Raw genomic sequence first — 13,777 nt, 5'->3', positions numbered from 1 at the left:
TTTTGGCTTTTTGCGGATTTTTTGTGTTCTTTGAGTTTGTTTTGGACTGTGAGGCAGTGTGGGAACTGTTTTTTTAATCTCTGACCTTAAAGTTTTGAGAGTTTAAAGAACGGAAGTATAAGGAGTTTAGATATTATGATAGTCTCATGAACTGTTATATATCCCAAGATCCTATAAGATTAGCAGGCTCTAATCCAACATTTTATGGATATGTAGAAAATACGAATAAGTGGATTGACATATGGGGATTAACAGTAGTTGAAGGTCAAGTTGGCACATATGGAGCATTATCTAAAGCCTCTGACCGTCTTGATGGTCTTCAAATTCATCATATACCTCAAGATAAATTAGGACATCTACCAAGAAATGAAGGGATTGCAATTGTTATGACAGATGCAGACCATGCTAAAACAAGAACCTTTAAAACAAAAGGTAGAGTTACAGCAGCTATTGATCAAAACAGAGCATTTAAAGATGTCCTAAAAGATGACTTAATAGATTTACATAAAATTGGAGGTGGAAAATTCGATAATTCTATCCAACAAATTATTTCTGAATATGAAAATATAGGAAAATTAAAAAAGGGAGAACTATCATTGGATATAGTTAAAAATAGTTGTCACTAAATTTTAAAATCACAAAAAAATGAGAAAAGAAATATTAGAATTACAAGATTTAGGAAGAATGCCCAATGAATCAATTAATGATGATGAAAATATAGACAATGTAGTAAATTCATATGACTCACTTTTGGAGAAAATAACGCTCCCCATCACATATGATGAAGGAGAAATTTTAATAAACTTATTTCCTGAAAACGCTTTCTATGATTTACAATGGTCTTTGTTGAAATTGATTGAGTCATTAGAAGTTAATGGTGATAAATACAAAAATCTCATAGAAAAATGTCCAAGTGAAGAATGGAGAAACATATTAAGTTCTCGTTATAATAATTGGGCAAAAAAAAAGAATTAATTATCATACTAGTAATTGTAACTATTTAATTGGGTATTTTATTAAGAATCAATATTTTTATGTCAGTTACATATGGAACAAGTAGAAAATTTATCTATCTACACTTCTATTTTCCCATTTCTCATTTGATTAAAAAGTCTTATAGACAAATATATCAAATGAGAAAATACCCACTAAATAGTTACTATTCTAATAAAGAATATATATACAATCCTTGAACCAGGGCAACCGCACCAAAATTCCATTCATAATATGTTTTGCAACAGGTTTGTTAAAATAGTTCCAAAAAAAATGTGTTATTTGGGAAGTAAAGCGGATATTGCGGACAGCAAAACCTTAACTATGAAAAACAACCTTAGCGATTGGATTTTTTTACGTGGCGATTTTACAACCAAAGTCTTTCGACTATGATTCGTAAGATCTTATGAGAGGTCTCTTATAAAAAGAGGCCTCTTTTTTATGATTCAGATCATCCGGTCAGAACTGCAATAACTTTTTTAAATAGTTAATATCCAAAGCTGCCTTGTAAAGTCTTTTTTTGAGGCTTAACTTATCCTTTTGTTCAGAGATGATATGTAAAGCCACTTTTCTAATCACTGACAGGTTTTGTGATGAATATCCTTTCCTCGCTCTGCAATCATCCTCTTTAAAAGTAACGTCCAAATGCCAATGCAGTTGGTTCTCAATACTCCAGTGTCCTCTTATTATTTTTTGAAAGTAAGACACACTTAATCCTTGCTCGTCACTGATATAATATCTGGTTTCAAGAGCCGTTTTCCCGTTCATCTCCCTACTTGATTCCATTTTTACAATCCTCCCTAATCCTTTCCAAGATTGAATGGTTTCCGGAAGCAGATATTCCACGGCCGGAAGAATGCTGCATTTCCTGACTTCTATCCTTCCATGGTCTTTTCCCACAGTCGTATCCGAATCAAGGCCGCCGTGTACTTTAAAAGCACATTCAATATACTCATATAGAGACTTCTGATTACCTTTTACCGACAATAGATAATGCCCCTTCTTTTCAAATATCAAGTCTACAACCTCACGTTGCGTTCCCATAGCGTCTATGGATATAACTGCATCCTCAATATCTATGGCTGACAACACTTCGGGAATGGCTGTTATCTCATTGGACTTGTCTTCCACTTTTTTCTGATATATACAGAATCCGTTCTCGCTTACCCAGGCATTCAAAATGTACAGACCTTTATTCCCGCGAGAGGTCGGCAATGTCCCACTTTGCTTCTTCCCGTCTATAACAATCTGTTTTTCTGATAAATCCGACAGGATTGACTTCCCATAACTACAAAGACAATGTTCTAATTCGGTTGGGTCTATGCGTTGAAACACACGCTCAAACGTATCTTTTGAAGGCACACCGTGAGGAAGTGAAAGCATATCCTTAAGTTTTTCTCCACGTTCCAAGGTAAACAGACGCATATCCTCATAATCTGTTCCGCCTGTCAGGTAAGTACACAAACCTATCATTAATATGTCTGACAACAAATGTAGACAACGACCTGTTACACGAGGATCGGTAACTTCTGAAAAATACTTGGATGGATTCATGAGGCAAAGATAAACACTTCACTGATGATTACAAATTTTGATGCGGTTGCCCTGTCCTTGAACAAAGATATTCGTATATATTCGCATTTGTTTTTCCTTCCATATATTCCCACCGGAATAGCAACTTCGTCTTTGGTTACAACAACCGGATGCTTCTCATACAAGGAGCGTATAAACGACAGAAGGCAGGCCGCACGGGCGGTGGCTTCTGCAACGGAACTGCCGGACACATCCGCTTCATCTATGGCACGGGCTTCCGGTGCTGTCAACAAATCGTTGATAGTCTTATCGAAAGTGGTTTACACCCCTTAAAAACTCCCTTGCTTGAACAAGCAGCTAAAACTCTCAAAAGAGCTATGTTTATCAGCCGTTTTTTACCACCTGACAGAAGTAACCGTATGGCAAGTCCATGATACGGGTAAATAAATCGGGAATTATCTATTCGCTTTTCTGTTTGGACTTCCATACTAAACCTTCAGGAAATCGGGAGTTGGATTCAGCATTGAAGTAACCTTTTCCTCTTTCCGCCTCAACTGGAATACGGAAGCCGTCCGCGTGGTACATTCTCCTTCAAAATCCATAATTCCTTTTTTCTTCTTGAGGGTGTGTCAAAACTCAATTTTTGAAAAGATGAACTTATAATCTGAAAGTTGGGCATCCTAAAAGGCAAAAGAAAGGGTCGTATCCATTACTTAATGCAGTGCTCGATACGACCCTTTTAAGTGTTAAAGTTACAATCTGTAACTTTGGAGAGTAGTCATTTTAGTTTTGACACACCCTCTTTCTGAGAGATATTCTGCATCACTCAGCTTCCGTTAGTACCCTTTGATATTTTTTTGAAAATAACCAAGGATAGGTTTTCATTTTTTGATTTTAACTTATATATTTGCAAAAACAAACCGACTAATCGGTTTTAAATAAGAGTGAAATTTATATTAGGTACGTTAGATCATATAGTTAATGTCGTTAAATTCAACGACATTAAACCAAAGGCAGTCCAATTCGCTAGTATATCAACTTTAAGAAAGTGTAAACTCTAATTAAATATTAATCTTTAATTGAAAAACATTATGAAGAAAAAGATGTTCAAATTTATTTCATGCATAGCCATTTTATTTATGGTTTCATGCTCTGGAGATGATTTACTTTTCTCCTATGAAGATGATGTTACCACAAGGGGTCTTTCGGGTAGAGCTTCATTGACTTATCCTATGAGTAGCTTTATTAGCAATGTGTCGTTGAGTTTAACAGACCAAGGTTCTGTCAATTCCATTCTTGAGGAATTACAAAGTAATCCTTTAGGCAAAGGATACAGATGTGTTTTCAAGAAACTGACAACTAAAAAGGTATCAAAAATATCCCGAGGCGATACAGGCACAGCACCAGCTTCGTACAATGCAAAAACGAATGAGGTATTGTTGAAAACAGGCTCAACAATCGCAACGAATTCAATACAGGAGGAGTTTATACATGCCGCACAAGATAGAGTATATTTCAATGGAATTCTTCAATATGCAGGTAAAGAAGGAACTCCAAACATAGAATTTGAAGCAAAGATTATTCAAGAACTTATATATTGCGCTAATGGATATGGATTTGGTGGCTTAGGAGCAGGACCGACACATGCCGATGATTATACAAGATGGATTATGTTGTTATGTGAAGATGGTTTTCTTGATGAAAAATTTCCTTCTCTATCAGAAGTGTTATCTACTAAATATGCTGGATATGGTTATTACAACTATATGGAGTTTTTTAAAGTTAAAGATCCTGGCTATAATAAAGGTATCATTTATAGTATGCAACCTTCGCTACTTGATTATATAAATAATAATTACGGTATTTAAAAAAGATATTATGAAGACATTAAGTTTTTTCATTTCAGTAATTGTCGCATTATTTGTTTTTACAAATAATATTTGTGCACAAAACGAAGTTAAAGTTTCCAATGGCAAATCTTATGTATATGATTATAAGAACCAGAAGATTTATCGTCAAACTTTGAATAGAAGTTTTCAGCAAGATAAAATACTGGACAATTTTGTAGCCAAACAAACGACACCAGTCAATAACTTATACATAGAAGTATTATCACCGGCAAGATTGGAAGAATTGAAATCTGAAAAGATAGCCACTACATTTATTTGTGATTCGTACGGAAAAGTAAAATCTGTAGAGTTTCTATTTTTCAAAGAACCTTTTTTGTCTGTTGATGAAATAGAAAGATTAGAAGAAGCTTTTTTGAATTACACATTTGATTTGAAAGTATATGGAGATAAACAGGATTCAAATCTTTATAAATTTGCAATTGCTTGCTTTTTTAGTAAACTTTAAATAGGAAAGGGATAGAATATACTTCAAACTGTCCAAGAACTCTTATCGAACACATAGTATAGTATGTATAAACAGGATATGAGTTTTTGGACAGTTTTCTATATCTATAAAAATAATACCAAGACTATAAAAACATTATCCCACATCGCTTAGCTCATGGTCCAAATCAAACCTCAACACATAAAAAATACCATTATCCACATAACCAAAACACCTGTTCCGCTGAGTGATCCTGAATTTCTTAATGCCTTTCTTCCATTGCTCATCTGAAAAATAACGCTTGCTTTTCTTATTCTTATTATACGTTTTGTAATCCAATCCTTTGTCCGTTGCTATGGCATTCCAATCCAATTCTTCAAATTTGCGGAATGAATCAATAAACTCGTTTTGGTTCTCATTGTCAATAAGGGAAAATCCATGAGTGTCATCAACAAGGCTGAAATCAAGTTTCCCTCCGCTGAAACGGGTTATGATATATTTCTTGAGAGGCAATTCTCCCCTTTCAAACAAGATGGAATACAACTGCTTCTCCTTCCATATATTCCCCACCGGAATAGCAACTCCGTCTTTGGTTACAACAACCGGATGCTTCTCATACAAGGAGCGTATAAACGACAGAAGACAGACCGCACGGGCAGTAGCCTCGGCAACGGAACTGCCGGACACATCTGCTTCATCTGCCAGATAATGTGCATTCGAATCCTGCTGGGGTGCATCGTCCCAAAACGGATTACAGATGGCACGTGCCAATGTACTCTTGTACCGTTTCGCTTCGTCTATGATACGGGCTTCCGGTGCTGTCAGCAAATCATGAAGAGTCTTGTCAGGAGTGGCTTGTGCCCCGTAAAAACTTCCTTGTTTGAACAGATACCCCACTCCGAACGAACGGGCATCCTGCAATGCTTTGTAAAAAGGAGGCATTCCGTTCTTCCAGAAATCCTGGCTGTCATGAAATTGTCCGCTCAATGACAATTCGTTGATAATGATACCGTCCATAATCTTATAGCTTCAAAATAGCATCCAGGTCAATATCAAACTGCTCGAACATCCCGGGGATATACGACCGGATTCCTCCTTGGGGAGTAAATTCCACACGTTCGGCACGTGTCAGTCCGTTCCCGTCCTGCCTGAAATTATATACGGAGACATCGGACAAAGCCAACTTTTCCTGGCTAATCAGACGCCGGATACCGTTGAAGAGGTGGTCGCTATGGCTTTCTATGATAATTTGCACACCGGCTTGCGCCACTTTCGCCATAAAATCAATCAAGTCGGCTTGCGCTTTGGGGTGCAGATGGATTTCCGGATTTTCCGTAATCACCATACCGCCTCTCGGAGTGGCAAAACAGGCAATGATGACCTCCGTAATAAAACTCACTCCGGTACCGACATGATAAGGGAAAAGCTGTTTGCCGCTACGCGTTTCATACTTCACATAGTGATTGTTTCCTACTGTTTCCACCACCAACCGATAGCCGGTCAGTTTATCCAGTTGGTGATTTACCTGCCCTTCCAAGGTTTGAGTACCGGGAGCCAGAATCAAAGCGGCATCCAGTGGCTCCAGACGGTGCTTGGCATAATAGTCAATCACAAATTCTCCGTTACGTCCCAGTTTGTTTTCCGAATCGGGATTGATGGGTTGCGCGTATGCGCCACCGGGACGTGTGGCAGGCAGATACAGCAGGTTATCACTTCCGAGGATTCCCAATAAATCCGAAGACGCGTCAGCCGATTGTTCCACAAGAGTAGTTTGGTAAGAGTCATCTCCTGGAGTAAAACAAAGCACGGTCGGTTCTTCACCATTATACGAAATACCGATTTCGTATGACTTGGCGTTGGTTACAAAGTTCCTTACGTCATTGAAGTTCGACGCTTCTGTCCTCCGGTTCTTCAAACCGTGTTTCCCTTTTTTCTCCGTCACATTATCCGAAGCGGTCAGCAGGGCTTGCAACACGGTAGATTTTCCCGATGAATTCGGACCGGCGAACAAGTTCAGAGGTTTTAACTCCAACGAACAATCTGTTAGACATTTATAATTGTTTATGGTCAAATTGTTTAGCATAAATTCAATTCATGAATAAGTCGGTTGATAATTTCATAACGCTTTTCGGTCTGCTTGCCGCTATCCACAGAACGGGTAAGGGAATCCAAATAGGCAGCGTCACATATTAATTGCATATAAACTTCCTGAATCCGACAATGGAGCTGCTCCCCTTCCCCATTCAGTCTGGACAGGAGGTAGCTGAAACTCTCAAAAAAAGCCATGTTTATCGGTCGTTTCTTACCGGGTGACGAAGGCAGCCGGAAGCCACCTGACGGAAGCAGCCGTATGGCAAGTTCCATGGCACGGGTAAATCGGGTGTCCAGCTCTTTGAACAAACCGTTTTCCGGCTCCAACCGGTTGAGAAAACGCATCGTTTTCCCTAAAAAATCCTCCACATTACTTCGATAGTCCAAAGGCCCGTCAGTGTCAGGGTCTATGGTGACATGCTGCTGCCACAGATAAAAAGCCACAAACCGGAGTACCAGATACCTGTCTTTCATATGATTGGCAGGAATGGAATGCTCCGTGGCTTCAACAAAGGCCTCCTTTTCAGCCAGCCGGTTAATCAGTTTCGTGGCATTGCCCTGATAAAGCGCGTTACGCATTTCCTGGTTGTTTAGCCGCGTCCCGCCCCGGTTCACCCGGTCGAACAAATCAAAAGTGACCCGGTCGCTGGTGGGAGCCTTAATCACATGCAAGGTCAGGGAGCAGTCCTCTATCTTATTTTGCTCCAATGGAGTCAGTTTGTCAAACCGGGAACCATTCTTGTCCTTCAAGATGGTAAGTTTCTCCAGAGCAAATTCATTATTGATAAAACTGAACAATGTACTCAGGCGCTGTTTGCCGTCCACAATGACATACACTCCCTTTTCATCCTCCTTCACGTAAATCAGAGGCAGGGGAATACCCATCAGTATGGATTCTATCAGTTCGCTTTTCTGTTTGGGTTTCCATACCAGCCCTCGCTGGAAATCGGGAGTCAGATTCAACATCGGAGGAGTTTTTTCCCATTTCCGCTTCAGCTGAAACACGGAAGCCGAATCACGGGCTATATTCAGCACGGCGTCCGGATATACGGTATCCGGCTCATAACTCTGCTGGTTGGAAGCCGTCCGCATGGTATATTCTCCTTCAAAGTCCATAAATTCCTTTCTTTCTTCTTATTAGTGCAAAGATACAATGTTTTTCCGACACATAATCCAAATCAATCTAAAAAACATTCCCACCCCTGTCGGATGTACTCAATACATAAGCCTCAGTGTCTTCCCGTTCAAGCCTCATTCTCAGTTGCGCTCTGTTTTGCTAAATTCATATTTTCACCTCAAAAAAATGGTACTTCTATTTCTTTTCATAGATTAAAAAGAATATATTTGCAGACAGACCGTTTGGTCTATTTTGTTTATAAAAAAATAGATATGAAACATTTAGCGGAAAAAATAAAAGAATTAATGGCTGCATTCAGCCGTAGCCACTACGAGTATATGATGTTTGAAGAATACGGAATGCCCGATTTTTCTAAATTGTCCGAAGAAGAACGTCTTGATTATGAAATGGACGAACAAGAAAGAAAGGATTCCCTAATCTACATGGCAAAAAAATTGCGTCCTTTAGTACAAGCGTATATTGAAGCGAAGCACCTTCCGGATTATTATAATTCTTTTCTAACAGAAATTACACCATTCTACGAAAAAGAAAGAATGCTAGGTGGTACAGAAGACATGGATAGCGAACTGATACTTGCTTATAGAAAATATTTGAACGCGTTCGATGATTTCAGCATTACAGGTGCTCATAAAGAATTTGAAATTCTGGAGAATATTTTAAACAGTACAGCTACGTTACTTGCAGACTTTGACATACAACCAAAATCCGAACCGGAGGTGTACAAACCTATGATTAATATCTGCAAAACAGCATTTCCTGATAATAAATCTTGCAGCTTCAAATTTCAGAAAACAGCCAAATGCTATAATCCGGATATATTAATACCTTCATTGGAATGCGCAATCGAATTTAAATATGTAAAGGATGAAAAAGAACTCAACAGAACCATGGATGAGATTTTAGCTGATGTCGAAGGTTATAAAGGAAATCCTTCATATTCTGTCTTCTATTCTGTCTTTTATGCAGCAGGTTCCTTTTGTTCACCCCAAAGATTCAATTACATGTGGGAGGAAAAGCATTTTCCGGACAACTGGAAAGGTATTTATGTCCAAGGCAAATGAGGTACGACCTTCGTTAGGTCATCTCATTTAGAAACACTATATTTGCACATGGTCTATACAACAACTCTATGAATAGAGTCAAGATTAGGTATTTCGGTCCGCTCAAGGAAACGGCCTCCGCAATGGACGGATAAATGGAACGATTTTTCTTGGAAACAAACTATATATTGAGAATCGAAAATAGAATAAATATCGAATAATTGGTTGACCTTGCAGTGATTTTCGGCGAAAAACGGAACTCGGGTACGAAAGCCGATGCCTACATTTGCACTGTTAACAAGATGTTTCACTTAATACCAATTTATTTATGGACAATATCCAAAAAATCAAGTTGCTGAATGAGCTGATGTCCAAGGCAACCCCGCAAAATGTAGATTTCACGCCGCACAATGGCAATTATTGTGTGACACTGCTGGCTACGCAACCCATTCACACCTGGGGATGGCAAAAACGTAATTTCAAAATCAAGGGTCGCTTGGAAGAGGGTAAGACAATCTCCGCCGACTTGATAGTGGAAAATGAAATGCTTTTTGGTGTGGCAGACCTGCCGTATGTGGCACACGAGGGCGACCGTACCCCTATCTTCAAGATTATCCGTGCTTCCATCTTCTGCGCTTATGGAGCCTTACAGCTTACGGAACTGCATCGGGGTATGCGGAAAATAGCCTGCACGGACTACCCTTTCAAAAAAACGGATAAGGAAGAACAGATAACGGCGGAAGTCAAGTTTATGAAAAAACTGGCTTCAAGGATGACTGTCCCTGAACATTGTATAAGCGGACGCCCGGTAGTAACCCATCTTACGTCCACCCGCTTGAGAGACGTCATATTGTATAACAAAGAATATGAGCCGGCATTATATGAAAAGATGAAAGGTTCCATTGAGGCGTTATCCCCTTTCATTCCGGCAAAGGACAACGCGGACAATGCGCTTCCGGATGTATTTATCTCCCGCCAAGATTGGGAAAATCCCCGTGACACCTTTGACCATCAGGTGGTCATACTCAACGCCAAAAGCAAAAAGAAGCAACAGTTTTGGTGGGATTACCTGAAACTCAATATTTTTTTGAGTGACTTGGAGTATAAATTCGGTTACTATGTATTAATGAACCGCTGGCAGGTTCCGGTAATTCAAAAGTGGATTGCCGAATACCACGAAAAAGGTTATTTCGAATCCCAACGGGCAAAAGACTACCTTCTTTTTTATTTGAAAGCCAGCGAAAAAGCACCGGTTCGCGTCTTAAACTCCATGGGAGTACAGGTTAAAGTCAAAATGACTCCAAGATAAATTTGATAAATCAGCACTTGTCAAAAGGGAAGGATGAAATGTTTATTAACATAGAGTTTCATCTTTCCCTTTGTTTTTATTCCAAATGTTTTTATTTTTGCAATAAATACCGACTGGACGGTTTATATGAAAAGATTATGATATACAAAACTTGTGCTAAGGAATTGGTCATACCGCTGATTGCAGCAATACCTGAGATTGTCGCAGTTATGTTCGTTGATATCCATTCAACGGATTGACAACAGGCATGATTCGGTTTTCAAATTTTAGATGAAAACAAAATTACGCGGAAGAGTCATAATTTGGGGGGAGTAGTAAGTTAAAAAAGGCATAGAGAATCATCTCATACAATAAATTCCACTTTTCGTTTGAGTTCTTCTCTACGCCTGAATAAAATCCGATTAGTCGGTTTTTATTAAAAGCAAATGTAACAAAAAAAAATAAGACCCCCATATTGCCTGAAGCAAAACTGTCCAAAATAATGGAATTGATTTAAGTATCATACTGTTAACGTATGTAGTTTAACTCTTATTCGCTCCAAACTAAGTATGCAAAAAAGATTGGATATTCAACCAAATGTTCTATTTTTGTTTTTAAAATACATATTTATGAAAGGAACAAAAGGAACAGAAACAAAAGCGTTAATAAGGGAGACCGCATTCAAGTTGTTTCTGACAAAGGAGTATAATATGGTCCCCTTGAAAGATATTGAACAAAGTCTCAACCTGTCAAGAGGTTGTATGTCCTATCATTATCCGACCAAACAAGAATTGTTTATGGATGTGATTGATCAATATATCTTGAGAAAACAAGATGTAGATAATAAAATGCAAAATTCCGAAAGTCTATCACTGCATGATTTTATCAACTATTACATTGACAACGTAAAACGTACAATGGACTATCTATACCAGTTCATATTGCCGAACGCCAATACCAACGGAACAAGGGCTTATATGAGTCTGATATTACAGGCGGAAAAATTTTATCCAAACTTTACAAAAGAAACAACGATAGTTACCCAAAAAGAGCTATTACTATGGGAAAGGATATTGAAACATGCACAAGAGAAAGGAGAAATTGGAACTCAATACAATTGCAAAAATATCGCCAAACAGTTCAAATACGTGTTTTTTGGACAATCTTATAATGATGCGTTGATAAATGGATTGAATATTCCTCTGTTGAAGGAACAGTTTATGTTTATATATAGCTTAATAAAAATATAATTTAAAATGTTAAAGGAAGTTTTTATAACAACAGTAACCTCTTACTTCCCGAATTCTCCGATAGATAATAATTCTATGGAAGATTATTTAGGGTTAATCTCTGGAGTACATTCTCGTGTTAAAAATATTGTACTCAGACAAAATGGAATAAAACAACGTTTTTATGCCGTCAATACAAAGCAGGAAATGACGCATACGAATGCGGAACTGGCACAATTATCGATACAAAAACTTTTAGCGGAAGCTTTACTGCCTCTGCAAGAATTAGAACTTTTAGCATGTGCTACTGCCAGTCCTGACCAAGTGCTGCCTTCACATGCCTCCATGGTACATGGTTTGCTGAAAAATGCTCCAATGGAAATATTTTCAGCGTCTGGTATCTGTTTGTCATGCATTCAAGCTTTCAAGATTGCATATTTAAGCATTTTAGCAGGCAATAAACGTAATGCTGTTTGTAGTTGTTCCGAGTTGGCATCAGCGGGGTTGCTTTCCAAAAATTTTGATGTTGAATACGAAAAATGCGCCAATCTTGGAATACAACCATACATGGCATTGGAAAAAGATTTTCTACGCTTTATGCTGAGTGATGGTGCCAGTGCGGTATTATTACAGGATAATCCGGGTAAAGGAAAAGCTCTACATATCGAATGGGTGGAAATGACTTCGTATGCCAATGAATTGCCGACATGTATGTTTATGGGAGCGGAAAAAGAAAAAAACGGAGAATTGAAAAGTTGGAAAAGTTTCAGCAGTCAGGAATTGACAGACCGCTCACTTTTTACTGTAAAGCAAGATATTAAATTACTGGAAAGGAATGCCGTCCCATATTGGGCGAAACACATAAAATATTGTCTTGAGAAACACAATGTGGCACCGGAATCCATTTCTTATGTACTGCCCCATGTTTCATCCATGTTTTTTTATGATAAGATAATAAATGAATTAAAAGGGATTGGAATCGGAATTGACGAAAGCAAGTGGTTTACCAACCTGTCCAAAGTAGGCAATATAGCCTCTGCCGCCATCTTCGCCATATTGGATGAATTCTGGAAAACACACGAACTGAAGTCCGGTGAAAAAATCCTGTTGCTTGTTCCGGAAAGCGGACGCTTCTCCTATGGAACTGTGTTGTTAAGTGTAGTTTAAGTGTTTAAGTTTGGAAATAAGCAATAAATAGCTTAATTTTGCAAAACTAAAAGATAAAATAGTATAGTATCATATACATCTTTCAAACGAAAAGTGGAAAATTTCAAAGAGAGAAGATGGGATATGACAGCTTGCGCTATATCAAAACATATAGCACGGGTGCGTCGACTTCATCTCTAGGCTTTTCCACTGCCACGTTTGGGTTGTTGATTGCATCTGTGCTATTTTTTATATAATGCAGGTGTGATATGGATCCAAACTTGAAACAGCGGATAATTGACGAGGCGTATGTACTGTTCCTTACCAAAGGCATGAAACAGACTTCATTCTGCGATGTGGCGGCAGCCGTGCATAAGTCCAAAGGCGCGGTCATGCACTATTTTTCATCCAAACGGCATTTGATTGACACTGTCGTGAAAATGCGCTTTTTCCCGGCTTCACAGCTCTCTCCGGAAATGGATTACCTGGAAGGGAGAAGATGGGACGAATTTCTCCGGTCCTACAAAAATCCGATTGAACGGGTAATCGACAGCTTTCCTGAAAAACTGGAGGGCAACGGATTGATGTATTACATGCAGTTCGTATCCTCCGCCAACGAATACATGGACGAATTTCCGCAAATGTACCGCGAACTTCTTGCCAGGGAACAGGATTTTCTTTTCAATGCGGTCGTTGTCATTCACAAGCAGTCTGTGGACGACACACAGGCATTCAGCCGGCAATTGTTCGAAAATTCCATAGGAAAGACTTTTGGAGCACTGCTTTTTCAAATACAATAATCGCTTCTCTTCGCTTAAAAGCCGTATTTTTCTAATGTAAACGGCACATTTGCCTTGCATTTGAATACTTTTTCTTTTGTTATTATTTGGAAAGGTTTATCTTTGCGGACAATAAAAATACCGACTGGTCGGTTTTTATTGTCCGCTTGTTTAAAACTGGTATAACAAATGTAAAAAGGCTCATA

14 protein-coding genes are annotated in these 13,777 nt (G+C 38.6%); 10 read left to right on the top strand and 4 right to left on the bottom strand.

Going from position 1 to position 13,777, the window contains the following annotated elements; all coding sequences use genetic code 11:
• Window positions 1-146 precede the first annotated feature (146 nt).
• A complete protein-coding gene (locus M1P97_RS24910) occupies window positions 147-626 on the top strand; it encodes a hypothetical protein (RefSeq protein ID WP_249390482.1) in 480 nt (159 codons plus the stop codon).
• A 19-nt stretch (window positions 627-645) separates the two neighbouring features.
• Window positions 646-975 (top strand): hypothetical protein, encoded by a 330-nt coding sequence (locus M1P97_RS24905; RefSeq protein WP_151853677.1) that lies wholly within the window; start codon window positions 646-648, stop codon window positions 973-975.
• A gap of 477 nt (window positions 976-1,452) precedes the next feature.
• Here M1P97_RS24905 and M1P97_RS24900 read toward each other — a convergent pair whose 3' ends face one another.
• The gene (locus M1P97_RS24900; RefSeq protein ID WP_151853676.1) at window positions 1,453-2,547 is read right to left on the bottom strand and encodes an ISAs1 family transposase; all 1,095 of its coding nucleotides are present in this window, start codon (window positions 2,545-2,547) and stop codon (window positions 1,453-1,455) included.
• A gap of 24 nt (window positions 2,548-2,571) precedes the next feature.
• Between M1P97_RS24900 and M1P97_RS24895 the strand changes: the two genes are divergently transcribed.
• The 3 genes from M1P97_RS24895 (at window position 2,572) to M1P97_RS24885 (ending at window position 4,881) form a co-directional block, all read left to right on the top strand.
• Entirely contained in the window at window positions 2,572-2,859 is a 288-nt protein-coding gene (locus M1P97_RS24895; RefSeq protein ID WP_237475908.1) for a hypothetical protein, read from the top strand.
• Window positions 2,860-3,617: 758 nt separating this feature from the next.
• Complete coding sequence (locus tag M1P97_RS24890) at window positions 3,618-4,394, top strand: hypothetical protein (protein WP_117741554.1); 777 nt, start codon at window positions 3,618-3,620, stop codon at window positions 4,392-4,394.
• Between the two features lie 10 nt (window positions 4,395-4,404).
• Entirely contained in the window at window positions 4,405-4,881 is a 477-nt protein-coding gene (locus M1P97_RS24885; protein WP_054349505.1) for a hypothetical protein, read from the top strand.
• Between the two features lie 135 nt (window positions 4,882-5,016).
• Here M1P97_RS24885 and M1P97_RS24880 read toward each other — a convergent pair whose 3' ends face one another.
• Genes M1P97_RS24880 through M1P97_RS24870 form a run of 3 tightly spaced genes read right to left on the bottom strand, consistent with a single transcriptional unit; the run spans window position 5,017 to window position 8,067 of the window.
• Window positions 5,017-5,877 (bottom strand): hypothetical protein, encoded by an 861-nt coding sequence (locus tag M1P97_RS24880; RefSeq protein WP_151853675.1) that lies wholly within the window; start codon window positions 5,875-5,877, stop codon window positions 5,017-5,019.
• A gap of 4 nt (window positions 5,878-5,881) precedes the next feature.
• On the bottom strand, window positions 5,882-6,943 hold the full coding sequence (locus M1P97_RS24875; RefSeq protein WP_151853674.1) for an AAA family ATPase: 1,062 nt from the start codon (window positions 6,941-6,943) through the stop codon (window positions 5,882-5,884).
• Window positions 6,937-8,067 (bottom strand): DUF262 domain-containing protein, encoded by a 1,131-nt coding sequence (locus tag M1P97_RS24870; RefSeq protein ID WP_151853673.1) that lies wholly within the window; start codon window positions 8,065-8,067, stop codon window positions 6,937-6,939. The genes M1P97_RS24875 and M1P97_RS24870 overlap by 7 nt, the downstream gene beginning before the upstream one ends.
• 273 nt (window positions 8,068-8,340) lie before the next feature.
• On the opposite strand from M1P97_RS24870, the gene M1P97_RS24865 reads away from it, so the two are divergent.
• The 5 genes from M1P97_RS24865 to M1P97_RS24845 all read left to right on the top strand — a co-directional run bounded on the left by M1P97_RS24865 (window position 8,341) and on the right by M1P97_RS24845 (window position 13,592).
• Complete coding sequence (locus M1P97_RS24865) at window positions 8,341-9,150, top strand: PD-(D/E)XK nuclease domain-containing protein (protein WP_151853672.1); 810 nt, start codon at window positions 8,341-8,343, stop codon at window positions 9,148-9,150.
• A 307-nt stretch (window positions 9,151-9,457) separates the two neighbouring features.
• The gene (locus tag M1P97_RS24860; RefSeq protein ID WP_117965536.1) at window positions 9,458-10,438 is read left to right on the top strand and encodes a pseudohemocyanin; all 981 of its coding nucleotides are present in this window, start codon (window positions 9,458-9,460) and stop codon (window positions 10,436-10,438) included.
• Window positions 10,439-11,046: 608 nt separating this feature from the next.
• A complete protein-coding gene (locus tag M1P97_RS24855; RefSeq protein WP_151853670.1) occupies window positions 11,047-11,667 on the top strand; it encodes a TetR/AcrR family transcriptional regulator in 621 nt (206 codons plus the stop codon).
• A 6-nt stretch (window positions 11,668-11,673) separates the two neighbouring features.
• Window positions 11,674-12,813, top strand: a complete 1,140-nt coding sequence (locus M1P97_RS24850; protein WP_151853669.1) for a StlD/DarB family beta-ketosynthase — start codon at window positions 11,674-11,676, stop codon at window positions 12,811-12,813.
• A 248-nt stretch (window positions 12,814-13,061) separates the two neighbouring features.
• Window positions 13,062-13,592, top strand: a complete 531-nt coding sequence (locus M1P97_RS24845; RefSeq protein WP_151853668.1) for a TetR/AcrR family transcriptional regulator — start codon at window positions 13,062-13,064, stop codon at window positions 13,590-13,592.
• The last annotated feature ends 185 nt before the right edge of the window (window positions 13,593-13,777 follow it).

Source organism: Parabacteroides leei (assembly GCF_023369805.1).
Lineage (GTDB): Bacteria > Bacteroidota > Bacteroidia > Bacteroidales > Tannerellaceae > Parabacteroides > Parabacteroides leei.
This window is presented reverse-complemented; position numbering and strand designations above follow the sequence as displayed.